Origin of the sequence: Nonomuraea sp. NPDC049637, from assembly GCF_040675235.1 — a bacterium.
Taxonomy (GTDB): domain Bacteria; phylum Actinomycetota; class Actinomycetes; order Streptosporangiales; family Streptosporangiaceae; genus Nonomuraea.
Window position 1 is genome coordinate 33600 of the sequence record NZ_JBFAOM010000024.1, and the last position, 22980, is coordinate 56579.

The 22980-nt window shown below is 73.8% G+C and carries 20 protein-coding genes; 5 read left to right on the forward strand and 15 right to left on the reverse strand.

Annotation, left to right across the window (positions count from 1 at the left end):
• Positions 1-76 precede the first annotated feature (76 nt).
• The 5 genes from AB0J71_RS29360 to AB0J71_RS29380 form a co-directional block, all read right to left on the reverse strand.
• Positions 77-1561, reverse strand: a complete 1485-nt coding sequence (locus tag AB0J71_RS29360) for a DHA2 family efflux MFS transporter permease subunit (protein WP_364416994.1) — start codon at positions 1559-1561, stop codon at positions 77-79.
• Positions 1562-1912: 351 nt separating this feature from the next.
• Positions 1913-2437 (reverse strand): type II toxin-antitoxin system prevent-host-death family antitoxin, encoded by a 525-nt coding sequence (locus tag AB0J71_RS29365; protein ID WP_352329330.1) that lies wholly within the window; start codon positions 2435-2437, stop codon positions 1913-1915.
• A 73-nt stretch (positions 2438-2510) separates the two neighbouring features.
• A complete protein-coding gene (locus tag AB0J71_RS29370; protein ID WP_352329332.1) occupies positions 2511-3455 on the reverse strand; it encodes a TIGR01777 family oxidoreductase in 945 nt (314 codons plus the stop codon).
• A 226-nt stretch (positions 3456-3681) separates the two neighbouring features.
• Positions 3682-4533 carry an aldo/keto reductase gene (locus tag AB0J71_RS29375; RefSeq protein WP_364417103.1) on the reverse strand — a complete coding sequence of 284 codons (852 nt, stop codon included), beginning with the start codon at positions 4531-4533 and terminating at the stop codon, positions 3682-3684.
• A 97-nt stretch (positions 4534-4630) separates the two neighbouring features.
• Entirely contained in the window at positions 4631-5260 is a 630-nt protein-coding gene (locus tag AB0J71_RS29380) for a class I SAM-dependent methyltransferase (RefSeq protein WP_364416996.1), read from the reverse strand.
• 151 nt (positions 5261-5411) lie between these two features.
• Between AB0J71_RS29380 and AB0J71_RS29385 the strand changes: the two genes are divergently transcribed.
• Positions 5412-6176 carry an SDR family NAD(P)-dependent oxidoreductase gene (locus AB0J71_RS29385; protein WP_364416998.1) on the forward strand — a complete coding sequence of 255 codons (765 nt, stop codon included), beginning with the start codon at positions 5412-5414 and terminating at the stop codon, positions 6174-6176.
• A gap of 104 nt (positions 6177-6280) precedes the next feature.
• Positions 6281-6835 carry a DUF4142 domain-containing protein gene (locus tag AB0J71_RS29390; protein ID WP_364417000.1) on the forward strand — a complete coding sequence of 185 codons (555 nt, stop codon included), beginning with the start codon at positions 6281-6283 and terminating at the stop codon, positions 6833-6835.
• 134 nt (positions 6836-6969) lie between these two features.
• Here AB0J71_RS29390 and AB0J71_RS29395 read toward each other — a convergent pair whose 3' ends face one another.
• From AB0J71_RS29395 to AB0J71_RS29440, 10 genes are all read right to left on the reverse strand, one after another.
• Positions 6970-10071 (reverse strand): chondroitinase family polysaccharide lyase, encoded by a 3102-nt coding sequence (locus tag AB0J71_RS29395; protein ID WP_364417002.1) that lies wholly within the window; start codon positions 10069-10071, stop codon positions 6970-6972.
• Between the two features lie 59 nt (positions 10072-10130).
• Positions 10131-11540: a WD40 repeat domain-containing protein gene (locus tag AB0J71_RS29400; RefSeq protein WP_364417004.1), complete on the reverse strand. Its 1410-nt coding sequence runs from the start codon at positions 11538-11540 to the stop codon at positions 10131-10133.
• A gap of 43 nt (positions 11541-11583) precedes the next feature.
• Positions 11584-12996, reverse strand: a complete 1413-nt coding sequence (locus AB0J71_RS29405; protein WP_364417006.1) for an aldehyde dehydrogenase family protein — start codon at positions 12994-12996, stop codon at positions 11584-11586.
• Complete coding sequence (locus AB0J71_RS29410) at positions 12993-14129, reverse strand: P1 family peptidase (RefSeq protein WP_364417007.1); 1137 nt, start codon at positions 14127-14129, stop codon at positions 12993-12995. The genes AB0J71_RS29405 and AB0J71_RS29410 overlap by 4 nt, the downstream gene beginning before the upstream one ends.
• The gene (locus AB0J71_RS29415; protein ID WP_352328290.1) at positions 14129-15310 is read right to left on the reverse strand and encodes a M20 family metallopeptidase; all 1182 of its coding nucleotides are present in this window, start codon (positions 15308-15310) and stop codon (positions 14129-14131) included. Before AB0J71_RS29415 ends, AB0J71_RS29410 begins: the two co-directional genes overlap by 1 nt.
• Positions 15307-16086, reverse strand: coding sequence for an ATP-binding cassette domain-containing protein (locus AB0J71_RS29420; protein ID WP_364417009.1), 780 nt, complete (start codon positions 16084-16086; stop codon positions 15307-15309). The genes AB0J71_RS29415 and AB0J71_RS29420 overlap by 4 nt, the downstream gene beginning before the upstream one ends.
• 85 nt (positions 16087-16171) lie before the next feature.
• Positions 16172-17086, reverse strand: coding sequence for an ABC transporter ATP-binding protein (locus AB0J71_RS29425; RefSeq protein ID WP_352328784.1), 915 nt, complete (start codon positions 17084-17086; stop codon positions 16172-16174).
• A complete protein-coding gene (locus tag AB0J71_RS29430; RefSeq protein WP_364417011.1) occupies positions 17073-17906 on the reverse strand; it encodes an ABC transporter permease in 834 nt (277 codons plus the stop codon). Before AB0J71_RS29430 ends, AB0J71_RS29425 begins: the two co-directional genes overlap by 14 nt.
• Positions 17903-18841, reverse strand: a complete 939-nt coding sequence (locus AB0J71_RS29435; protein ID WP_364417013.1) for an ABC transporter permease — start codon at positions 18839-18841, stop codon at positions 17903-17905. Before AB0J71_RS29435 ends, AB0J71_RS29430 begins: the two co-directional genes overlap by 4 nt.
• Positions 18838-20337: an ABC transporter substrate-binding protein gene (locus tag AB0J71_RS29440; protein WP_364417014.1), complete on the reverse strand. Its 1500-nt coding sequence runs from the start codon at positions 20335-20337 to the stop codon at positions 18838-18840. Before AB0J71_RS29440 ends, AB0J71_RS29435 begins: the two co-directional genes overlap by 4 nt.
• 89 nt (positions 20338-20426) lie before the next feature.
• On the opposite strand from AB0J71_RS29440, the gene AB0J71_RS29445 reads away from it, so the two are divergent.
• The 3 genes from AB0J71_RS29445 to AB0J71_RS29455 are packed head-to-tail and all read left to right on the forward strand — an operon-like array spanning position 20427 to position 22972.
• Positions 20427-21203, forward strand: a complete 777-nt coding sequence (locus AB0J71_RS29445) for an FCD domain-containing protein (RefSeq protein WP_352328789.1) — start codon at positions 20427-20429, stop codon at positions 21201-21203.
• A 30-nt stretch (positions 21204-21233) separates the two neighbouring features.
• Positions 21234-22217 carry an adenylate/guanylate cyclase domain-containing protein gene (locus AB0J71_RS29450; protein WP_352328791.1) on the forward strand — a complete coding sequence of 328 codons (984 nt, stop codon included), beginning with the start codon at positions 21234-21236 and terminating at the stop codon, positions 22215-22217.
• A complete protein-coding gene (locus AB0J71_RS29455; RefSeq protein ID WP_352328792.1) occupies positions 22214-22972 on the forward strand; it encodes an aminotransferase class IV in 759 nt (252 codons plus the stop codon). The genes AB0J71_RS29450 and AB0J71_RS29455 overlap by 4 nt, the downstream gene beginning before the upstream one ends.
• The last annotated feature ends 8 nt before the right edge of the window (positions 22973-22980 follow it).

Sequence of the window (22980 nt, forward strand, 5' to 3'; positions counted from 1 at the left end):
ATGACCATATTTCCTCACTCATCGTCAAATGTGGCGCAACATGGAACTCCAGTTTCCGCCGACGCCCCCCCGGCTATTACACCGCCCGGCGCGCCCCCGTCCGGCTCACCGCCGTGACCACGGTGGCCGCCACGGCCAGCACCAGCAGGACGCCCACCGCCAGCCGGTAACCGTCCTGCAGCACACCCGCCACGGCGGACAGCCGGGCGGGGTCGGCGGCGTACACCAGGTGCCGCTCGGCGGCCGGCACGGACGCGGCGACGATGGCCAGCGACATGGCGGTGCTGATCACGGTCGAGACGTTGACCAGCATGAGCCGTACACCGTTGACCACACCGAGCCGGTCCTGCGGCGCGTCCATCATGATCGCGGTGGTGTTGGCGGTGATGAACAGCCCGCTGCCCGCGCCCACGAGCCCGAGCGCCGTCCCGAGCCAGACGTAGGGCACGGACGGGTCCAGCGCGGCCAGCATGACCGCCATGCCCGCCGCGCTCACCGCCGAGCCGGCCACCGCCACCGTGCGCGGGTGGAAGCGTCCGGTCAACGCCCCGGCGACCAGCGAGGTCAGGGCCGAGGCGGCCGAGACGGGCAGCACGGCGAGCCCGGCCTGCGCAGGCTCGAACTGCCGGGTGGACTGCAGGAACAGCGAGATGACCAGCACGATCGAGAACTGCCCGAGCGAGTTGAGCACGGCGGCCAGGTTCGCCAGCGCGAAGCCGCGGTCGCCGAACAGCCGCAGGTCGAGCAGCGGCGTCCGGCTGCGCCACTGGACCAGCGCGAACACCGGGGCCGCCGCCGCGAACGCCACCCCGCCCGCCACCACCCACGGGCTCAGCCAGCCGAGCGAGCTGCCCTGCGACAGGGCCAGCAGCAGGCCGCTCAGCCAGGTGAACAGCAGGACGATCCCCGGCACGTCCAGCCGCTCGCGCGGGCCTCTCGGCACCGGGCGGAGAGTGACCGCGCCCCAGACGATGGCCGCGACCCCGACGGGCACGTTGAACCAGAAGATCCACCGCCAGCCCGCCGCGCCGGCCAGGAACCCGCCGAACGACGGCCCCACGAGCCCCGCCACGGAGATGATGGCCATGTAGACGGCCATGCCACGGCCCAGCCGGGCCGGCGGGAAGGCGCCGGCCAGGATGGCCGAGCTGTTGGCAAGGATCATGGCCGAGCCGCACGCCTGGGCGACCCGGGCCGCCAGCAGCACCTCGATCGAGGGCGCGAACCCGGCCGCCAGGCTCGCGACGGTGAACACCACGAACCCCAGCAAGTACGTGCCGCGCCTGCCGAACAGGTCGGCCACCCGCCCGAACACCACCAGCCCGACCGAGCTGACCAGCATGTAGGCGAGCAGCACCCAACTGGCCTGGAAGGCGCCGACGTGGAAGTGCGCGACGACGGCGGGCAGGGCGACGTTGAGCGAGCTGGAGTTGAGCCCGGTCAGGAACATGCCGAGGCTGGTGACCGAGACGGCCCGCCAGGCGTACCGCAACTGCGCGGCTTCGTCCTCCGTCGCCGCCCCGGCCGCGGGCACCACTGCGACGGCCTCGGACTCAGTCACACCGGACCGACTGAACGTTCATGCGCCCACTCTTTCTAGAATCCCCCTCTAGGAAAGAGTCCGCCCGACCGATTGTCAAGATCCAGGCCGAGAAACGTACGGCCACAGGCGAAAGCGCGGGTGGGGGTGCGGGCGCGAGGCGCAGGTAGGCGCGACGGCGAGCAGCCGCCCCACCGGCCCCCCACTCAGCCCGCACCCTCTCCCGGTTCTGGCGGCCGTTCCCGCAGCCGTTCGCCGGTCCGTTCGCAGGTCCGTTCGCACGTCCGTGCGTCGGCATGCGAGGGCGGAAGGGCCGGAAGCGGAGGGGGCGGGGTCGGAGGGGGCGGGGTCGGCGCCTCCGGTGGGGAAGGGTCAGCCTAGGGTGCGGAGGGCCTGTTCGACGGTGTCACCGGTGCCGACGGCCACTTCGCCGCCGTCGCCGTCACGTGCGACGGCGATCACGCCGGACCCGGTCGGATGACGGCTCAGGGTGACCGTGCAGCCGTCGCGCAGCAGCGCCTCCACGTCGGCCGCCCGCTGCGGCGCCGCCCACTCGGCGGAGCCGGGGCCGAGCAGGCGGGTGGCCGCGATCAGCGCGGCGACCGGCGTCCGGTGCCGGGCAAGGAGGACGGGGCTGTCGTCGTACGGCTCCGAGACCTGCCGGACGAGCTCCCCCAGCTTGGCCTTGGCCGTGGACAACGACACCACGGGCAAACCGGTCAGCATTCCGGGGACCTTGGACAGCGGCACCAGCGCGGCCCACTCCCAGCGCTCCCGCGTGATCAGCGTGATCTGCCCCTCACCCGCCGCGCCCACCAGCGCCCCCCAGCGGGACCGCGCCTCCTCGACCCCGATGGGCACGCCCAGCCTGTCCTCCATCTCGCTGTAATTGATCATGAGGGAAACCGTAAGGCACCTTACGATATTCGCGCAAGGATGCTCGCCCGCCGCCGCGCGGCGTCCGGTGTGCTCACCTCCCGCGACGCACCCTCCGGACGAGGTCCTCGGCGGCCGGCCGCCACCGCGGGTACTCGAAGGCGAAACCCGCCTCCAGCAACCGCCCCGGGACGACCCGGCGGCTCTTGAGCAGCAGCTCGGTGTCGGACCGCAGCGCGTACGCGCCGAGCTCGGCCATCCACCGCGTCGCGGGCAGGCCCACCGGCACGCCCCGGACGGACCGCAGCGTCCGCATGAACGCGGCCTGCGGCAGCGGCTCGGGCGCGGCCAGGTTGACCGGTCCGCTCAGGTCGTCCCGCCCGGCCAGGAACTCGACCGCGCGGACGAGGTCGCGGTCGTGGATCCAGGACACGTACTGGGCGCCGCCCGCCAGCGGCCCCCCGAGGCCGAGCCGGGTCATGCGCAGCAGCACGTCGAAGACGCCGCCGCGGTCGGGGCTCATCACCATGGCGGTGCGCAGGGCGACCTTGCGCGTGTGCGGGGTCTCGGCCCGCTCCTGCTCCCGCTCCCATGCCTTGGCGATCTCGACGCTGTAGCGCCAGTAACCCGGGACGCCGGGCTCCTCGCCGCCGATCAGGCCGGTCGCCTCGTCGTTGGGGGCGTCGAAGCGGTGTGCGTAGACGGTGGCGGTGCTCATCTGCAGCCAGACCCGGGGCGGACGTGCGGCGGCGGCGATCGCCCGTCCGACGGCTTGGGTGGAGCGCACCCGCGAGTCCATCATGGCCCGCAGGTTGGCGGGGGTGTAACGGCAGTTCACGCTCCGCCCGGCCAGGTTGACCACGAGGTCGCTGCCGTCGATCTCGCGCGCCCACGCGCCCAGGGTCTCGCCGTCCCAGGCGACCTCGCCCTTCCGGGACGGCCTGCGGGTCAGCACCACGACCTCGTGGCCGGCGGAGGTCAGTGCCCGGCGGAGAATCTCGCCGACCTGCCCGGTTCCTCCGGGAATCACGGTCTTCACTCTGCCGACCCTACTCCTGTCTTTTGAACGCGTTCAGGGCGGCCCCGAGCGCCGTCGGGTCCTGCACTCGTAGCGGCGGAGGGCGGCCGATGGCAGCGGAGGGCGGCCGATGGCGGCGGAGGGCGGCCGATGGCGGCGGAGGGCGGCGGAGGGCGGAGGAGCAGGAAGGAGCGGAGGGGCCTGGTCGAGGCTTGGCGAGCGGGCGGGAGTTCGTCGGCGCGGCGGATCAGGGCGTGAGGGCGTCCAGGGTGCGCGTGTCCTCGTCGGTCAGGGTGAGGTCGGCGGCGGCCAGGTTCTCCTCAAGGTGGGCGGCCGAGCCGGTGCCGGGCGTGGGCAGGAGGACCGGGGAGCGATGCAGCAGCCACGCCAGCGCCACCTGCCCGCACGTCGCGCCGTGCCGGGCGGCCACCCGTTCGATCACCGTCCCCGTACCGGCCCCCGCGGCGAGGGAGCCGTTCCCGAGGGGGAACCACGGCAGGAACGCGATGCCCAGTCCCTCGCACCGCGCCAGCACCGGCTCCGACTCCCGGTCCAGCACGTTGAACCGGTTCTGCACCGACGCCGGCCGCAGGACGGTCAGCGCCTCGTCGAGCTGCTCCAGGGTGACGGTGTCGAGTCCGATGTGCCGGATCTTGCCCTCTTCGCGCAGTTCGGCCAGCGTGCCGAGCTGGTCGGCGAGCGGCACAGCCGGGTCGATGCGGTGGAGCTGGTACAGGTCGACGGTGTCGGTGCGCAGACGGCGCAGGCTCGCCTCGCACATGGCGCGCAGATCCTCGGGGCGTCCGGCGGCGTGCCACCTGTCCGGCCCGGTACGGATCACGCCGCCCTTGGTGGCCAGCACGAGGTCGCCGGGGTACGGATGGAGGGCCTGGGCGATCAGCTCCTCGGCGATGTCCGGGCCGTAGTTGTCGGCGGTGTCGATGAGCGTGACGCCGCGGTCGACGGCCAGGCGCAGCAGCGCGACCGCGTCGCCGGGCGTCAGGCGCGGGCCCCAGTAGCCGGGGCCGGTGAGCTGGGCGGTGCCGTAGCCGAGGCGTCGTACTCGCAGCTCACCGGCGATCTCGAACGTCCTGCCCACCACCGCGCCCGCCCTTTCCCCCGATGAAAGGGCCCATCGTACGGCCGCCGCACCGCCGCACCGGCCCTGTGCTCAGAGATGCCGGGGGCCTGTGTTCTCAGAGCGTGGCCACCACCGCGTAGCGCTCGTCGGTGATCTCCTTGCCCCACAGGGCCGGGTCGGGCAGGGGATGCACCCGGAGGTCGCCGACCAGGGGGCGGAGGGCCGTGGTCAGGTTGTCGGCGGTGACGCCGCCCATCCACGGGAAGTGCTCACCTGGCACGTAGTCGGACTGCTCGCCGGAGGTCTGCCAGCGGCCCTCCACCAGCACCAGCCGGCCGCCGGGGCGCAGCAGCGACACCCAGCGGGCCAGCGCCGCCGCCGGATCGGGGATGGCCCACAGCAGGTGGCGGGCCAGCACGACGTCGAAGCGGCGGTCGCCGACGGGCGGGTCGGCCGCGTCTCCCGTCAGCACCGTGGCGCCGGTGGCGGCCAGCTTGGCCCGGGCGCGTTCGACCATGCGCGGAGCCAGGTCGACGGCGGTCAGGCGATGGCCCTGGACGGTCAGCAGCAACGACAACGAGCCCGTGCCGCAGCCCAGGTCGAGCACGTCGAGCGGCCCGGCGGGCACCCATTCGGCCAGTCGTGCCGCCCAGGCGGCCCTGACCTCGGGGTCGCGGAGCCCGTGGTCGGCCTCGTCGTCGAAGGAGTCGGCTGCGGCGTCCCAGAAGCCGGCGATGGTCGTCATGGGCCGCATCCTGGCAGGCGCCGCCGACAGTTTCGGGCCTGCTGCCGTACGCCTCCACACGCCGGGATCCCGGGCGGCCCGGCGCGGGGCGGGCGGTCGGGAGCGGGAGAACCTGGTGTACTGGTCTGACCAGTCGCTAGTGTTTCTCAGCATGACGGGATATGACGCGCTGTTCCGCCTCGACGGGCGGCGGGCCGTGGTGATCGGGGCCGGCAGCGGGATCGGCAGGGAGTCGGCGTTCGCCCTGGCCGCGCATGGGGCGTCCGTGGTGTGCGCGGACCGGGACCTGGCCGCCGCGCAGGAGACCGCCGCCGGATGCGGGGGCACGGCCCGGCTGCTCGACGTGCTGGACGCCGACGCCGTCCGGGCGGCCGCCGCGGAGGAGCCGGCCGACGTGCTGGTGTTCACGGCGGCGACGAACGTGCGCAAGCGGCTGCTCGACTACTCCGGCGAGGAGTTCGACCGGGTGGTGGGGCTGAACCTGCGGGCCTCGTTCGACGTGGTGCGGGCGTTCGGCGCCGGGATGGTGCGGCGCGGGCGCGGGTCGATCATCGGGTTCGCGTCGATCCGGGCGTCGGTGACCGAGCCGGGGCAGGGCGTCTACGCGGCCACGAAGGCGGGGCTGGTGCAGTTGCTGCGGACGGCGGCGGCCGAGTTCGGCCCGCACGGCGTGCGCGTCAACGCGATCGCGCCCGGCGTGGTCGAGACCCCGCTGACCAGGCAGATCAAGAACAACCCCGACTGGTACGCCGCGTACGCCGCCAAGAGCGCCCTCGGCCGGTGGGCCACCGCGCCCGAGATGGCCGGCGCGGTGGTCTACCTGGCCGGCGACGCGGCGAGCTTCGTGACGGGCTCGGTGTTGTACGTGGACGGCGGCTGGACCGCCGTGGACGGCCGTTTCGATCCGCCCAATTGACACGAATACTCCCGACCGGATGGGGCAGCGGGCACGGGTCCCATTGAAGGGAGGGACCCATGAGAACAGCACGGAGCCACTTAGCACCCGCGGGAATCGCGGCCGTGCTGGCGTTGACCGTGTCCGCCACGGCACCCGCCGCGGCCCAGGCCGCCACCACCGTCCGGCCGGTGGCCGCGCCCGGCGCCGCAGCCGCCCCGTCCGTCCAGGCGTTCCACGCCTCGGCTCGGGACCGGGCGTACCTGCGGCAGGCGCACCGCGGCAATCTCGCCGAGATCGCGGCCGGGAAGGCCGCGCTCCGCAGGTCGCACGACAAGGACGTGCGGGAGATCGCCTGGCGGCTGATCCGTGACCATCGTGAGCTCGACGCCCGGCTGCGCGAGGTCGCGCACCGGCTGCGCGTCAGCCTTCCTGACGCGCCGAGCGCCGCCCAGCGCGACGGCCTGGACGCGGTGCTCGCCCGCCGTTCCGGTCACCGGTTCGACCGGGCGTGGCTGCGCCTGGAGGCCGGGGCGCACGAGGAGACGCTCACGCTGATCAGGCGCGAGCTGCGGGACGGTCACTCCGGCTGGGTGCGGGACCTGGCGCGCGACGGCGCCCCCGCGGTCCGGCACCACCTGCGCGAGATCCGCGCGGAACTCGAGCGGCACACCCGCTGATCGGGCGTGCACCATCCCACCCCGTGACCGGGACGCGAACCAGCTGACCGGGACGTGAACGGTCCGATCGGGACGGCGGTCGTCGCGGTCACGGGCGTGATCTCCGGGCGGGGGCGCCCCCGCCCCCGCCCGGGTCAGGTCGCGGGGCTCAGCCGCACCTGCACCGGCCGTCCGTGCACGGTCTCGAACTCCAGGACCGTGCGCGGCCCGGTGATCCTGGCCCGGCACGGCTGGCCGGCGTCCGCCCGCCACCGCCCGTCCAGGGTCACCCTCATGCGGTGCGGGTGGCTCGGGCCGGCCAGCCAGGGCCGCGACCACGGGCTGTAGTGGCCGACGTAGCGGCCCTTGTCGTACTGGTCGTGGTCGATCCCGCCGTACAGGCGCAGGTCCGGATCGCATACCGCGATCACCAGCGTCTCCCCCTCCGTACGGACGAGCAGCATCGAAGGCGTGTCGACCTCGCGGACCAGACCTTCCAGACTGGTGCGCTCGAACACCGCGTACCCGGTGATGCCGGTGTCGCGATCCCGCACGACGTGGGCCGCCGTGTCGGCGCGCAGCACCCGGTAGGGGGCGCTCGCCGCGTCCCCCATCGCGGCGGCGAAGCCGGCCATGCGCTCGGCCGTGGTGTTCACCACCATCGCGTACTCGTACGTCCCGTTGCGAGGTGCGGTGCCGTGCCTGATCCAGGCTGTGGCGAAGTCTCCGCTGGTGGGCTCTTCCGTGGCGTTGTTGCGGGAGGTCTGGGCCGAGCGGGTCAGGGCCACTCTCTGCCCGGACGCCAGGTAGTAGCCGATGCCCTTGTCGTCGAGCAGCCAGCGCGGGCCGCCGTCGAGCGCCTGGTGGGGGAAGGCCGTGACCGCGGCGCCGTCCACCACGGTGGGCGCGTTCCTGGCCGGCAGCCGGGTCTGGAAGAGGGTGGTCTCCGTCTCGTCCGCGGTGTCGTCGTTGGTGATGCCGGTGCCCAGGGCCACGACGCGGTCGTCGAACAGGAACACCGACTTGCGGGCCCGGTGGGTGCCGTCGTACTTGGGGTGTCCGTGCAGGTCCATGGCGAACAGGGCGTTGCGTCCGTCGATGGTGCAGGCTCCGGCGAAACGGGAGTCGGTGAGGAGCATCTCCTCGATCGCCCCGGTCAGGTCGCCCTTGAGCTGGTCGAGCGGTTTGTGAATGACCGTGGTGCCGGGACGGCGGCTCCAGTCCCAGCCGGGCTGGGCGTAGCCGCTGTCCTGGTTGGTGACGGGGTCGCCGCGGTGCAGGACCTGGATCTGGCCGTAGGTGTTGTAGCGGCCGTACCAGTTGGCGCCGACGTAGATCTCGGTGCTCCACAGGTAGCGGTTGTGCCCGCGTACGGTGATCTGCCATTCGTCGCGGCGGTGCACGGCGAGCGCCGCGTAGTTGAGCGCCCAGGCGCCGGTCGGGGCCGGTTCCGGGGTGATGCCGCGCGCGGCGAGCCGGGCCGCGAGCTCCTTCTGCCGCGGCGTCGGGCTGCCGGGCAGCAGGCGCAGGAAGGCGGCGGCGATCTCGTCGTCGATCGGGGCCAGCCACTCGAACGGGACGATCGACAGCGCGGTGGCGCCGCTGGGGTTGCGGCCGCTGATCGAGATCGGCCAGTGGTTCTTGTTGGCGTAGACGCGCTGTGTGAGCAGCGCCTTGCGCAGCCAGCCGAACGCCTCGGGCGAGATCGCGAACGAGCCGCCGTGCAGGACGTATACGAGCGGCGCGAGCCCGGCGAAGCCGTCGCGGACGTAGTCGGGGAAGAAGCCGACGTGGTGGAAGGCGGTGCCGTCCACCTTGATGCCGTCCTGGATGCCGTCGGTGGGCAGCAGGGTGGCGTTCAGCCAGTCGCGCAGCGCCCGCAGGTACGCCACCTGCTGCGCCTCGCCGTCGCGCAGCAGCACGGCCGCCAGCATGCCGCGGACGGTGGTGTTGTACAGGTCCATCATGCTGCCCCGGGCCATCCGGAAGCCGAAACCGCGGAAGATCCGGCCCAGTCCGCTCAGCCATTCCAGGTCCGCTCGTACCCGCTCCAACTCCCCCGCCTCGCGCAGGGCCTCCCGCATGAGGTAGACGGAGTCGTACAGGCCGCGGACGTCGTAGCCGAGGTGGTGGATCGTGCCCTGGCAGCTGCCCTTCGTCCAGCCCTGTTCCCGCAGGTGGGCGACCATGCGCAGGTAGAGGGCGGCCAGCGCCGGGCGTTCGGCGGGGGCGGCCTGGTGGGCCTGGGCGATCGTCTTCATCAGGTCGGTGCAGGCGCGCAGCGTGACCGGGTTCACGAACGCCTTGAGCTCGGCGGCGATCGCGGCCGGGTAGATCTGCGACTGGTAGGCGTGCGTGGGGCGGCCCTCCAGGGCGGCGACCTGGGCCGTCAGCCCCGGCACGTCCGGCTTGACCTGGGCGGTCAGGTACTCGTCGTGGTAGCGGGCGTGCAGGGCGCGCAGCGAGGCCAGCTCGGCGGCGGACGGCGGCGACAGGTCGGGCTCGACGGTGGCCAGCAGCCGGTCGAAGCGGTGGAGGGCCTGCCAGTGCTGGTTGTCGTACTCATCGCCCTCGGGGGCGATGTCGGGGAGCTGGTGGTCGCGGCAGGGGGCGTCGGGACGCAGCGGCACGTTGAGCATGAGCTGGTCCAGGTGCAGGGTCCCGGTCCTGCGCGGGGCGACGATCCGCAGGGTGTCCATGTCGGGGTGGGGCCTGCCGTGCATGTCGTAGGCGTACCGCACCCACGCCGTACGCCACCCGCTGAACCCGAGCCGGAACTCGAACCACAGGTCGGTGCGCTCGCCCCGCCCGAACTCGAACCGCAGCACGTCGTCCACCGGCTCGGCGTTGTGCACCCACACGCAGAACGCGTCCACCAGTCCCTGCCACGCCTGGTCGTCGCCGAGCCGGTAGGGGTCGGGCGCCCACCGCAGCGGGGCCCGCACGGTGATCACGTCGCGGGCCGCGTGCTCCCAGCGCAGCGACCGCGTCCCGCACACGGCGACCCGGTCGCTGATCGACAACGTGGAGCCGGGCCCGGCGGCGAAGTGCGGCGGGACCGCGCTCTCCAGCAGGAACACCGGCGGGTCCATCGCCATGGCCCGCTGCTCCAGCCCCTCCGTGGCCGATCCCTCCGTGGCCGATCCCTCCATGGCCGGTCCGGACGCCGCCAGGGCCGTCGTCCCCGGGACGCCGCCCGCGAGGAAAGCGCTTGCCGCACCCGCCTTGAACACCGTTCTGCGCGTGATCTCCACCATGCGCGCCATCCAACGCGACCGTTGCGGCAAGGTAAAGACATCTGGTCAAACCGTTACCCTCATCGGAGGGAGCAGAGGCTCACATCGCCGCCGCCGGCGCTGCCGCCGTAGTCCGAAGGGTCCGCGCCGTCGGTGTAGCGGTCCCAGTCCGTCCTGCTCAAGGTCTGCGAGCCGTGGTCGCACAGGTCCCGCTCGGGGCCGGTGGCCACCTGCCGCAGGTCGTGCAGGTCCCAGAGGGAGAAGGTGGTGCTCTCGGGGGCGGCCAGCAGGGCGCTGCGGGCGCCGTCGCTCAACGCCACCCCACTGACCTCCGACGGGTACCCGCGCAGCCCGGCCAGCCGGACCGGCCGGGAAGGCACGGACAGGTCCCAGAGCGATCCGTTGCCGTTGGAGCCCGCCAGGAGAGCGGTCCCGCCGTCCGGCGTGAGGGCCACGTCGAGCATGTCCGCCGGAGGCATCCCGATGACGGCGGTCAGGGCCGGACGGGCCGGGTCGCCGAGCGTCCAGACCTCCGCCTGGCTCCGCCAGTCGGCCCCCGGGTCGCGCCGCGCGACGACGAGGACGCGTCCGTCGCCGCTCAGGGCGGCGGCCGTGCCGGTGTAGATCGCCGGGGTCAGCTCGGCGGCCTTCACCGGGTGCGCCGGATCCGCCAGGTTCCAGATCGTCACCGGGCCGTCCTCGGACGTGGTGACCGCCGTCCTGCCGTCGCCGCTGAGGTCGAGGTCCTCCGTCCGGGAGTCGTGGACGGCCGTGACCGAGCGCCGGACCGGGTGGTCGCGTACGGTCAGGTCCCACACCAGCAGGTTCCCGGCGAAGTCGGCGACCGCGGCGACCCGGCCGTCCCGGCTCACGGCCACCGCCTGGACGTCGTCGAGCGACCCCTTCCCCGCCACGCCCCGCAACGTCGCCCGCCGGGCCGGGTGGGCGGGGTCGGTGAGGTCCCACACGGTCGTGGCGCCGTCGTCGACGGCGGTCAGAGCGGTGCGGCCGTCGTGGGAGAGCGCCAGCGCCGCCATCGCGCCCTCGGGGCCGTCCAGCACGACCGCTCTCCCGGAGCCGAGCCGCCAGACCTCGGCCTTCCCGTCCCCGGCGACCAGGCCGACGCGCCCGTCGCCGCTCAGCTCGGCGTGCCGGGCGCCGCCGAAGTCGCGGAGCCAGAGGTCCTCCCTGCGCCCCAGCAGGAGGGTGTCGGTCAGCCCCGCGCGGGTCCGGTCGTCGGCGTGCAGGCCCACAGCGGCCAGGCCGAGGTCGCGAGCCTTGGCCGGATCGTCCCCGCGCAGCTCGGCGGCGTGCAGCGCGAGCCGGTGGGCCAGCGCGACGCGCTCCCGGTCCCGCGCCTGCCCGTGCTCGCGCCACCAGGCCGTGCCCGCGCACGCCAGGGCGACGGCCAGGAGGGCGGCGAGCACCGCGAGGGCCCTGCTGCCGCGCGCCCGCGGGACAACCACCGGCTCGTCCGCTCGTTCAGCCAAGGCAGGCGCCCCCTCGCAGTCTGGCGCCACCCTACAGCGGCCGTCAGGGGCGGATGATCGCCATTCTGGTCACCGTCATTTCCTCCATGGCGAAGCGCGGGCCCTCGCGACCGCTGCCCGAATCCTTGACGCCGCCGTACGGCATGTTGTCGGCGCGGAAGCCGGGCACCTCGTTCACCACCACGCCGCCGGTCTGGATACGTTCGATCGCGGCGAAGGCGGTGGCCAGCGAGCGGGTGTAGACGGCGGCGTGCAGGCCGTACCGGGAGCGGTTGACGGCCTCGAAGGCCGTGTCGAGGTCCGGCACCCCGCGGACGCACACCACCGGGCCGAAGATCTCCTCGTCCCACGCGGCGGCGCCGTCGGGCACGCCGGACAGCACGGTCGGCGCGATCGCCCGTCCCTCGCGCACGCCGCCGGCGATCACCTCGGCGCCCGAGTCGCCGATCCACGCGAGGACGCGGTCGGTGGCGGCGGGGTCGATCAGCGGGGCCACGCGGGTCCCGGGCAGGCGCGGGTCGCCGACGGCGACGTCCTTGACGTGGGCGGCCAGCAGCGCCAGGAACTCCTCCCGTACGGGCTCCTCCACCAGCACCCGCTGCACGGCGATGCACGCCTGCCCGGAGGCGTAGTAACCGCCGCGCACGACGGCGTCGGCGGCGGCCGCCAGGTCGGCGTCGGCGGCGACCACGAGGGCGGCGTTCGAGCCGAGTTCGAGCAGCACCTTGGTGGGGGCGGCGGCGCGGGCGATGGCGTGCCCGGCGGCGGCCGAGCCGGTGAAGGACACCGCGCCGATCCGCCGGTCCTCGACCAGCGTGCGGCCGACCTCGACGTCCCCGGTGACGAGCTGGACGCCGGCGGGCGGCAGGCCGCCCTCGCGCAGCAGGTGCACCAGCCGGAGCGTGGACAGGGGCGTCGCCGGGGCGGGCTTGACGATCACCGGGCAGCCGGCCGCGACCGCCGGGGCGATCTTGTGGGCGGCCAGGAGCAGCGGGTAGTTGTAGCCGGTGATCCCGACGACGACGCCGATCGGCCGCCGCGTCCAGAACCCGATCAGCCCCTCCCCCGACGGCAGCAGGTCCAGCGGGACGGTCTCGCCGTGCAGCCGGGCGACCTCCTCGGCGGCCGTGGCGAGGGTGAGCAGTGTCCTGGCCACCTCCACCCGGCAGTCGACCAGCGGCTTGCCGGTCTCCAGGACCAGCAGGCGCTCGAACTCCTCGCGGCGGGCGGCGAGCGCGTCGTGCGCGGCCATGAGCGCCGCGCGGCGGGCGTGCGAGGGCAGCGCGGCCATGGCGGGCGCGACGGCCAGCGCCGCCTCCAGGGCGCGGGCGGCGTGGGCGGGGGTGCCCAGCGGGGCGCGGGCCACCACCGAGCCGTCGTAGGGGAAGATCACCTCGGTGGTGTCCTCGGTGGCGGCCCATCCGTCTCCGATGGGCAGGCCGTCCGGCCAGGTCATCTGTCTCCCCCTAGGACGCTCGGGAACACGTCGAGGTACGCGGGCGCGCCCTCGCGGCCGGTGGCGGCGAGCATGGCGTGGGCCACCGCCCGGCTGAACACGTCGGCTGCGGCGGCCAGGACGTCCTGGAGCCCGTCGGGGCCGGGGGCCGGGCGGGCGCAGGCGGCCAGGCCGAAGACGGTGTCGCCGTCGACCATGGTGTGGGCCGGCCGGATGGCTCTGGCCAGGCCGTCGTGGGCCACCCCGGCCAGCTTGCCGCACTGGGCCTTGGTGAGGGTGAGGTCGGTGGCCACCACGCCGATGGTGGTGTTGAACGAGGTGACCTTGTCCGGCTGCCACGCCCCGGCCTCGGCGGGGTCCGGGCGGCGCAGGTGGCCGAACTCGCCCGGCAGGCCGTAGCGGACGCCGGCGAGGGTGGCGCCCGCGGGGTCGAGCACGGATCCGGCGGCGTTGACGACGGCCAGGGCGGCCACGGTGACGCCGCCGGGCAGGACGGCGCTGGCCGTCCCGACGCCGCCGGCCAGGCCGCCCGCCATCGCCCCGGCCCCGGCCCCGATGGACCCGCTGGCCGTGGGGGGTGCGGTGGTGTGCTGGGCCGCGGTGACGTACCGGCCCGCGCCACCGTGCCGGGAGGCGCTGCCGCCGCGGCGGGGCGGGGGCGCGGGGAAGGGCGGTTCGTGCGCCGGAGCGCGGGCGGCGGCGTAGGCGGCGGCGCCGAGGGCGGCGTCAGGGGTGGCGCGGAAGTCGCCGCCGCGCCCGAGGTCGTAGATGACGGCCGCCGGGACGATGGGCACCACGCCACCCGCCACCGGGAACCCGACGCCCGCGTCGGCCAGCCCGTCCATCACCCCGCACGCCGCGCTCAGCCCGTACGCGCTGCCGCCCGACAACACGACGGCGTGCACGCGCTCGACGAGGTTGCGCGGATCCAGCAACTCGGTCTCGCGGGTGCCGGGAGCGGCGCCGCGCACGTCGACGCCGGCCACCACGCCCTCCGGCGGCGCCAGCACCACGGTCGTGCCCGTGCGGTAGCCGCCGCCCACGCGGTGCGCGTGCCCGACGCGCAGCCCGGCGACGTCCACCAGCGAGTTCGTCGGCCCGGGACGCATCCCGGGGGCGGCTTCGGCGAGCATCAGAAGTCCCGGTGCAGGAAGCGCCGCGCCGCCTCGGCGAACACCCGGGTGCACCGGACGATCTCGGCGACCTCGACGTACTCGTCCGCCTGGTGGGCGATCCACTTGCCGCCGGGGCCGTACACCACGGAGGGGACGCCGCCCCAGTGGGTGAGCACGGTCCCGTCCGTCGAGCCCGGCACGCCGCCGTAGACGGGCTCCTCGCCCGTCACCGTACGGTGGGCCGCCGCCAGCGCGGCCACCACCGGGTCGGTCACCGGGACGTCCACCGGCGGCCGGTCCACCAGGACCGACACCGACGCCTCGATCCCGTCCTCGGCCGCGGCGAGGGCGGCCACCCGGTCGGCCACGACCTTGTGCTCCAGCCCGGGGATCGTGCGCACGTCCACGAAGACGGACGCGGTGGCGGGGATGACGTTGACCTGCTCCTCGCTGCCGGCCCGGACCACGGTCGGGGTGACGTACACCTCGCCGAGGTGTTCGTGGGCCGGATGCCGTTCCTGGAGCTCCCGCTGGAGGGAGCGCAGGGCGACCAGCAGCGTGCCGACCCCCTGGACGGGGTTGCGGCCGTGCTGCGGCATCGCGCCGTGGGCCATCTTGCCGGTCAGGTCGACGCGCAGCCGCAGCGCGCCCTTGGCCACCGCGCAGATCTCCCCGGCCTCGGGCTCGGCGACGATCGCGCCGTCCACGCCGTCGGCCAGCCCGGAGGCGACGAAGTGGTGGGCGCCGATCATCAGGCCCTCCTCGTCGGCCAGCGCGCACACCTTGATCCGGCCGGGGAACGGGCCGGCGAGCTGGAGCGCGCGGGTGGCGTAGAGGGTGGCGGCCAGGCCGGACTTCATGTCGGCGCTGCCCCGGCCCCACAACCGCCCGTCGCGGATCTCGCCGCCGAACGGGTCGACGGTCCAGGTGGACAGGTCGCCCTCGGTCACGACGTCGGTGTGGCCCTCGAACATCAGCGTCGGCCCGTCGCCGCCGCCGCCCTCGACCACCGCGACGACGTTGGGCCGCCCGGCGGCGGCCTCGCTCACGACCGGCTCCCAGCCCCACTCGCGCATCCTGGCCTCGACCAGCTCTGCGGCGGGCCGCTCGGTGCGCCCGCGCGCGGGGTCGTTGGTGCTGGGAATGCGCACCAGGGCCTGCGTGAACTCCACGACTCCCCGCTCGTCGACCTCGATCACAACAATCCCTCCAGGGTCGGTACGGCCTGCAGCAGGTCACGCGTGTACGGGTGGCGCGGCGCGGCCCAGACGTCGTCCACCGGGCCGGTCTCGACGATCTCGCCGCCGCTCATGACGGCCACCGTCTCGCACACGTGCCGGACCACCGACAGGTCGTGCGAGACGAACACGAGCGTGAGGCCCAGCTCGTCCACCAGGTCGGCGAGCAGGTTGAGGATCTGGCCGCGGACGGACACGTCGAGGGCGCTGACGGGCTCGTCGGCGACCAGCACCTTCGGCCGGGGCGCGAGCGCGCGTGCGATGGCGATGCGCTGCCGCTGACCGCCGGAGAACTGGTGGGGGTAGCGGTCGGCGGCCGAGGCGGGCAGGCCGACCTCCTCCAGCAGCTCCGGCACCCGCCCGCCGACCGGCAGGCCGAGCGCGACCAGCGGCTCGGCCACCAGGTCGCGCACACGCATGCGCGGGTCGAGCGAGCTCATCGGGTCCTGGAAGACGATCTGCAGGTTCTCCCGCAGGAAGCGCAGCCGCCGCTCCGGCAGGCCGGTGATCTCCCGCCCGTCGAAGACGACGGACCCGGCGGTGGGCCGGTCGAGACCGCACAGCAGGCGCAGCAGCGTCGACTTGCCGGAGCCGGACTCGCCGACGATGCCGAACCGCTCGCCCCGGCGGACGGTCAGCGACACCTCCCGCAGGGCGTGGACGGGGGCGCCCGGCCTGGTGAGCGAGGTGCGCGGGCGGTGGTAGACGCGGCTGAGCCGGCGCGCCTCGATCAGCACGTCGCCCGCGGGCTCAAGCCGCGGCTCGTTCTGCGGCTCGTTCTGCGGCTCATGCTGTGGCTCATGCTGTGGCTCATTCTGTGGCTCATTCTGTGGGGTGCCAGCATGCGTGGGCATGGCCGTCTCCTGTCAGCGCCGGCGGGGTCTCGCACCGCGGGGTGGCGTGCGGGCAGCGGTTGCGGAACACGCAGCCCTCGGGGAAGGCGCCCGCGGGCGGCACGCTGCCCTTGATCGTCGGGAGCCTGGTGCCGCGCGGCGTGAGCCGGGAGGCGGCCAGCAGGCCCTCGGTGTAGCGGTGGCGGGGGTGGGTGAAGACCTCGCGGATGGGCCCGGTCTCGACGACGCGGCCGCCGTACATGACGATCACCCGCTCGCAGACGGAGGCCACCACCGCCAGGTCGTGGGTGATGAACAGCAGCGCGGGGGCGACCTCGGCGATCAGCTCCAGCATCTGTTTCTGCACGGTGACGTCGAGCGCGGTGGTCGGCTCGTCGCAGACGAGCAGCCCCGGCTCGTTGGCCAGGGCGATGGCGAGCATGACGCGCTGCCGCTGGCCGCCGGAGAGCTGGTGGGGGTAGGCACGGGCGATCTGCCCGGGTTCGGGCAGCCGGACGCGCTCCAGCAGGGCGAGCGCGCGCCGCCCGGCCTCGGCGCGGGCGACGCCGTGCAGGGTCATGGCCTCGGCGACCTGCGCGCCGACGCGCATGAGCGGGTTGAGCGCGGTCATCGGCTCCTGGAAGACCATCGACAGCTCGCGCCCGCGCAGGTCCTTCAGCCGCTTCTCGGGCACGCCGACCAGGTCGCGCTCCCCGAGCCTGGCCGTGCCGGCGGCCGTGACGCCCTCGGGCAGCAGGCCCATGAGCGACAGCGCGGTCAGCGACTTGCCGGACCCGGACTCGCCGATCAGCCCGACCCGCTCGCCGGGCCCGATCGAGAACGACACGTCGTGCACGAGCCCCACCTCGCCGGCCCGTACGGAAAGCCCCTCAACCGTCAGCACGGACCCTCCTGAGCTTCGGATCGAGGTGGTCGCGCAGCCCGTCGCCGAGCAGGTTGAACCCGAGGACGGCGAGCGCGATCGCCAGGCCCGGCCACAGCGCCAGGCGCGGGGTGGAGAAGAGCAGCTCCTGCGACTCCTGCAACATCCGCCCCCAGGAGGGGGTCGGCGGCCGGGTGCCGAACCCGAGGAACGACAGCGCCGCCTCGGCCAGGATCGCGATGGCGAACGACACCGACGCCTGCACGATCAGCACGGACCCGATGTTCGGCAGCACGTGCCGCACGGCGATCGCGCCCCGGCGGCGGCCCGCGGCCCGCGCGGCCAGGACGTAGTCGGTCACCATGACCTGGAGCGTCGCGGCGCGGGCCACCCGCGCGAACGCGGGCACGGTGGCCACCCCGATCGCGATCATCGCGGTGAGCGTGCCGGCGCCGTAGACCGCGCCCAGCATGACGGCCAGCAGCAGCGCAGGGAAGGCGAACACCAGGTCGTTGACCCGCATGATCAGCTCCGACAACCAGCCGCGCGGCGTCATCCCGGCGGCCACGCCGAGCGGCACGCCGAGGACGGCGGCGATCCCGACGGCCACCACGCCGACGTAGAGGGTGGTGCGCGCGCCGACCATGAGCTGGCTGAGGGTGTCGCGGCCGAACTTGTCGGCGCCCAGCAGGTAGCCGCCGCCGGGGTCGCGCAGCTTGCGGGCGGCGTCGACGAGGGTCGGGTCGTGCGGCGTCCAGACGAACGAGACCAGCGCGGCCAGCGTCACCAGCCCGACCAGCGCGCCGCCGATCAGCAGCGCGGCGTTCGCGCGGCCCCTCATCGCAGCCTCGGGTCGAGCAGTCGGTAGGCGACGTCCACCACGAAGTTGATCAGCAGGACGGCGGCCACCAGCACCATCACCACACCCTGGACGAGCAGCAGGTCGCGCCCGGCGACGCCGTTCAGCAGCAGGTCGCCGAGCCCGGGCAGGACGAAGACGCGCTCGACGACGACCGCGCCGACCAGCAGGGTGGCCAGTTGCAGGCCGAGCACGGTGACCACGGGGATCGAGGCGTTGCGCAGGCCGTGCCGCCACAGGGCGCCGGTGCTGCCGCGGCCCTTGGCGCGGGCGGTGCGCAGGTAGTCCTCGCGCATGACGTCGAGGACGGCGCTGCGCACGTAACGGGTGAGCACGGCGCCCTGGACGAGCCCGAGCGACAACCACGGCAGCAGCAGCGAGCGCAGCCACTCCTGCGGGCTGTCGGCGATCGGGACGTACCCGCCGGAGGGCAGCGCCTGGGCCTTCACCGCGAACACGAACACCAGCAGGATGCCGGCGAGGAAGGCGGGGACGGCGATGCCGAGCTGGCTGGCCGCGCTGATCGCCGCGCCGAGCGGGTTGCGGTGATGGACGGCGGCGAACGTGCCGAGCGGCACCGCGACGGCCAGCGCCAGCACCATGCCGCCCAGCACCAGCACGGCCGTCACGCCGAGCCGCTCGCCGATCTGCGGGCCGATGGGCGAGCTGGTGACGTAGGAGACGCCGAAGTCGCCGTGGGCCAGCCCGCCGATCCAGTCGAGGAACTGCACGGCCGGCGGGCGGTCGGTGCCGAACTGCCGGCGCAGCGCGGCGACCGCGTCGGGGGTGGCGTTGACGCCGAGCGCGATCTCGGCCGGGTCGCCGGGCAGCAGCGCCATGAAGGCGAACACCGCGACGGCGGCGACGGCGGCGCTCACGATCAGCACCGCCAGCCGTTTGAGCAGGTAGAGCGTCACTGCTTGGCGAGACCGGTGAAGTCGAAGGACTCCGCGATGGCGTTCTTCGGCAGCCCGGTGACGCCCTTCTTCGCCACGATCAGGTTGGGGAACAGGAAGAGCCAGTCGGCGGCGGCGGCGTCGGAGAGCAGCTTGGCGGCCTTCTTCAGGTCGTCGGTCTGCTGCTGCTCGGTGCCGGCGTCGGCGGAGGCGAGGAGTTTGCCGAACTCGGGATTGTCGTAGTGGAAGTAATACGATTTATCGGCAAAAATCCCCATGTCCCGGGGCTCGACGTGGTTGATGATGGAGAGGTCGTAGTCGCCCTGCTTGAACACCACGTCCAGCCAGCGGGCCGGGAACTCCAGCGGCTCGATGTCGGCCGTGATGCCCACCTGGGCCAGCTGCGACTTCACGACCTGCGCGCTGGCCACCGCGTACGGCAGGTTGGGGATGCGCATCTTGACGGTCAGCGTCTTGCCGCCCAGCAGTTCCTTGGCCTTGGCCGGGTCGTGGGGGTAGTCGCCGGTGCGGTCCTCGTACCAGGGGTCGGTGGGCGGCACCATCGAGCCGATGAGCTGGCCGCGCCCGGCCCACGCGGTGTCCAGCAGCGCCTTGTGGTCGATCGCGTACCGGACGGCCTGGCGGGCCTTGACGTCGTCGAACGGCGGCCGGGCGTTGTTCATCGACAGCACGACCTCGCCGTTGGTGGTGCCCTCGACCGTCTGGAACCGGTTCGGATCGGCGAACTGCTGCAGCGACTCGGGGGCCTGCACGGCGGAGATGACGTCGATGCCGCCGGTCAGCAGCGCGTTGTTCATCGCCGTGGCGTCCTTGAAGTACTTCAGCGTGATCGCCGACAGCGCCGGCTTGGCGCCCCAGTAGGAGGGGTTGGCGGCGAGCTGGATCGACTCGCCGCGCTTCCACGCCCCCAGCGTGTACGGCCCGGTGCCGACGGGCTTGTTGGCCAGGTCGGCCACGCCGGTGCGGCTGAACATGGCGCCGAGGCGGGTGGCCATGGCGTAGAGGAAGCCGTTGCTCGGCCGCTTGAGGGTGACGACGGCGGTGGCGTCGTCGGTCTTGGCCACCTTGTCGATGACGTCGAGCTGGGCCTTGATCTTGAGCTTCCAGTCGCTCCTGACCCGGTCGAGCGAGAACACCACGTCGTCGGCCGTGAACGGCGCCCCGCTGCTGAACGTGACGCCCTTGCGCAGGGTGAAGGTGTAGGTCTTCCGGTCGTCGGAGACCGACCACTTCTCGGCCAGCAGCGGCTTGATCGAACCGTCCTGGTCGAGCTTGACCAGGCCCTCGTAGACGTTGACCAGCAACGCCTGCGGGATGGCCGCGCCCTCGGTGGCGGTGAAGTCGAGGTTGGCCGGCTCGGCCACGAACCCGACGGACAGGGACCGGGCCTTGGGGGTGCCTCCGGTGCCGGAACCGCCCGAGCCGGAACCGCCGCCACAGGCGGCTGTGACCAGCAGGAGACCGCCCACGGCGATCCAGATTCCGATTCGCCTCATGTCTTACAGCCTCCTGGCTAGTGCACTGGTCTGACCAGTAGGCTACGCACATTGCCAGTCCGTGACGGCTCGGGTCAAGGGGGCTTCCCATGGGTGCACGGTTCGAGCCGGTGCGGGCCGTACGCGCTTACGAGCGGGTCGTGGAACAGGTCGAGGAGGCCATCGAGAGCGGGGCTCTCGGCCCGGGGGCGCGGCTGCCGAGCGAGCGTGAGCTGATGGTGCAGTTCTCGGTCGGGCGCTCCACGGTGCGGGAGGCGCTGCGCGTGCTGCAGGCGCGCGGCCTGGTGCGGTCCCGGCCGGGCGATCCCAACGGCGCGGAGGTGCTGCCGTTCTCCCCCGCCGCCTTACACAAGTCGATGACCACGCTGGCGCGGGTGGCCGAGCTGTCGCTGGCCGAGCTGGTGCAGTTCAGGATGGTGCTCGACTCCTCGGCCGTGCTGCTGGCCGCGCGGCTGCGCACCGAGGAGCAGCTCGCCGAGATGGAGGCGGCCATCGCGGGCATGCGCGCCGCCGCCGCCTCAGCCGCCGCCTCCGACCACGACGCCGCCGACCACGACGCCTTCAGCGCGGCCGACGTGGCCTTCCACGACGTCATCGTGGCGGCCAGCGGCAACACGCTGATCCAGGTCTGCACCGACGTGGTCCGCTCGGTCGTGCTGGGGCTGATCGCCGGGAAGATCGCCGACGCGCCCGACCGCGAGTCGCTGATGCGGCGCAGCATCCGGCACCACGAGGAGGTGCTGGCCGCCGTGCGGGCCGGCGACGGGGCCTCGGCCGCGCGCCTGCTGCGCCGGTCCATGTACGACTACTACGCCGTCCACCTGCCCGACGCCGAGCGGCCCGCCCTGCGCGCCCTCCTGGAGTGACGCCCGCCACAGGGGTGTTATGTTGCACGCGTGTCACGCGAGGACGGGGACGGGGTGGCGGAGGCGTTCCTGCGCGCGCCGCGCCGCTACACCAGCCACCAGGTGGCCCACATGGCCGGGGTCCCGGTCTACCGGGCGCGCCGGTTGTGGCGGGCGCTGGGGTTCGCCAACGTGGCCGACGACGCGGTCGAGTTCACCGACTCCGACGTCGAGGCGCTGCGCACCATGCTCTCGATGGTCAGCTCCGGCGCCTACGACGAGGAGCACATGCTGCTGATGGCCCGCTCGATCGGGCGGGCGACGGCCCGGCTCGCCGAGTCGCAGGCCGAGCTGGGCGCCGAGGCGCTCGACCAGGCGGGCGTGCCGCTGGCCGAACGCCCGCGGGCCTGGCGGCGGCGGGCCGAGCGGGTGGTGCCCGACCTGGCCCGGCTGCTGGTCTACGCCTGGCAGCGGCAGCTCGCCGCCGCCGCCGGCCGGCTGGCCGACCAGGACATGAGCGCCGTGCGCATGGCGGTGGGGTTCGCCGACCTGGTGGCCTTCACCCGGCTCAGCCGGCAGATCACGGCGACCGAGCTGGCCCGGCTGGTCGACAGGTTCGAGGGTCGCTCGGCCGACGTCGTGACGTCCTCGGGCGGGCGGGTGGTCAAGACGCTCGGCGACTCGGTGCTGTTCGTGGCCGACAAGTCGCACGTGGCGGCCGAGATCGCGCTGCGCCTGGTGGAGACCCATCGCGGCCGGGACATGCCCGAGCTGCGGGTGGGCCTGGCCGCCGGGCCGGTGATCTGGCGCATGGGCGACGTGTTCGGCACCACCGTCAACCTGGCCAGCCGGCTCACCGCACTCTCCCTGCCGGGAACGATCCTGGCCGACCCCGAGATGGCCGAGGAGCTGGAGGGCGACCGGGCGTTCCTGCTGCGCGCGGTCGACCGGCTGTCGGTGCGCGGGCTCGGCGAGCTGGCGCCCTTCACGATCATGCGCGCGGGGGCCGGTGGACAGGACATGCTGGACACATGATCGTACGAGCGGTGGTCGAGGGCAGGCCGGTGGACGCCGACGCGCGCTTCGCGCTGGAGGCCCGCTACGGGCACTTCACCGCCATGCAGGTCAGAGACCGGCGCACCCGCGGCCTGGCCCTGCACCTGGAGCGGCTGGCGGCGGCCAACCTGGAGCTGTTCGGCGCCCGGCTCGACCCGGCGGCCGTGCTCGGCTCGATCAGGGCGGTGCTCGGCGACGACCTGCGCGACGCGGGCGTGCGGGTCTACGTCGTCGAGCACGACGGCCGCCCGCGCGTCGTGGCCACCGCCGCCCCGCCCACCGAGGTCTCCGCCCGCCCGCAGCGTGTCACGGCGGTCGTCTACCAGCGTTACCTGCCGCACATCAAGAAGGCGGCCGGGTTCGCCCAGGCGCACCTGCGGCGGACCGTCGCGCCCCTGGGCTTCGACGAGGCGCTGCTGACCACCGCCGACGGTTTGATCAGCGAGGGCGCGATCACGAACGTCGGCTGCTGGTCCGGCGGCCGCCTGGTGTGGCCGGACGCGCCGATGCTGCGCGGCACCGCCATGGGCCTGCTGGAGGGCATCGACGTGCCCCAGGAGCGGCGCCCGCTGCGGGTCGCCGACCTGCCGGGCTTCGACCTGGTGTTCCTGTGCAACTCCCACGGCGTGGTGCCGGTCGGCGAGGTCGACGGCGTCCCGCTGCGCCAGGACGGCCCGACGCTGGACCGGCTGCTCTCCTGCTACGACGCCGTCCCGTGGGACCCGCTGGATTGATCCCGGGG

What these genes read in the sequence shown, in the direction of transcription:
- AB0J71_RS29385 (WP_364416998.1), top strand. Translation starts at nt 5,412, where the DNA reads ATGACGGGATATGACGCGCTGTTCCGCCTCGACGGGCGGCGGGCCGTG.
- AB0J71_RS29410 (WP_364417007.1), bottom strand. Translation starts at nt 14,129, where the DNA reads ATGCTCGCCGAAGCCGCCCCCGGGATGCGTCCCGGGCCGACGAACTCG.
- AB0J71_RS29380 (WP_364416996.1), bottom strand. Translation starts at nt 5,260, where the DNA reads ATGACGACCATCGCCGGCTTCTGGGACGCCGCAGCCGACTCCTTCGAC.
- AB0J71_RS29430 (WP_364417011.1), bottom strand. Translation starts at nt 17,906, where the DNA reads ATGAGGGGCCGCGCGAACGCCGCGCTGCTGATCGGCGGCGCGCTGGTC.
- AB0J71_RS29395 (WP_364417002.1), bottom strand. Translation starts at nt 10,071, where the DNA reads ATGGTGGAGATCACGCGCAGAACGGTGTTCAAGGCGGGTGCGGCAAGC.
- AB0J71_RS29365 (WP_352329330.1), bottom strand. Translation starts at nt 2,437, where the DNA reads ATGATCAATTACAGCGAGATGGAGGACAGGCTGGGCGTGCCCATCGGG.
- AB0J71_RS29405 (WP_364417006.1), bottom strand. Translation starts at nt 12,996, where the DNA reads ATGACCTGGCCGGACGGCCTGCCCATCGGAGACGGATGGGCCGCCACC.
- AB0J71_RS29440 (WP_364417014.1), bottom strand. Translation starts at nt 20,337, where the DNA reads ATGAGGCGAATCGGAATCTGGATCGCCGTGGGCGGTCTCCTGCTGGTC.
- AB0J71_RS29445 (WP_352328789.1), top strand. Translation starts at nt 20,427, where the DNA reads ATGGGTGCACGGTTCGAGCCGGTGCGGGCCGTACGCGCTTACGAGCGG.
- AB0J71_RS29455 (WP_352328792.1), top strand. Translation starts at nt 22,214, where the DNA reads ATGATCGTACGAGCGGTGGTCGAGGGCAGGCCGGTGGACGCCGACGCG.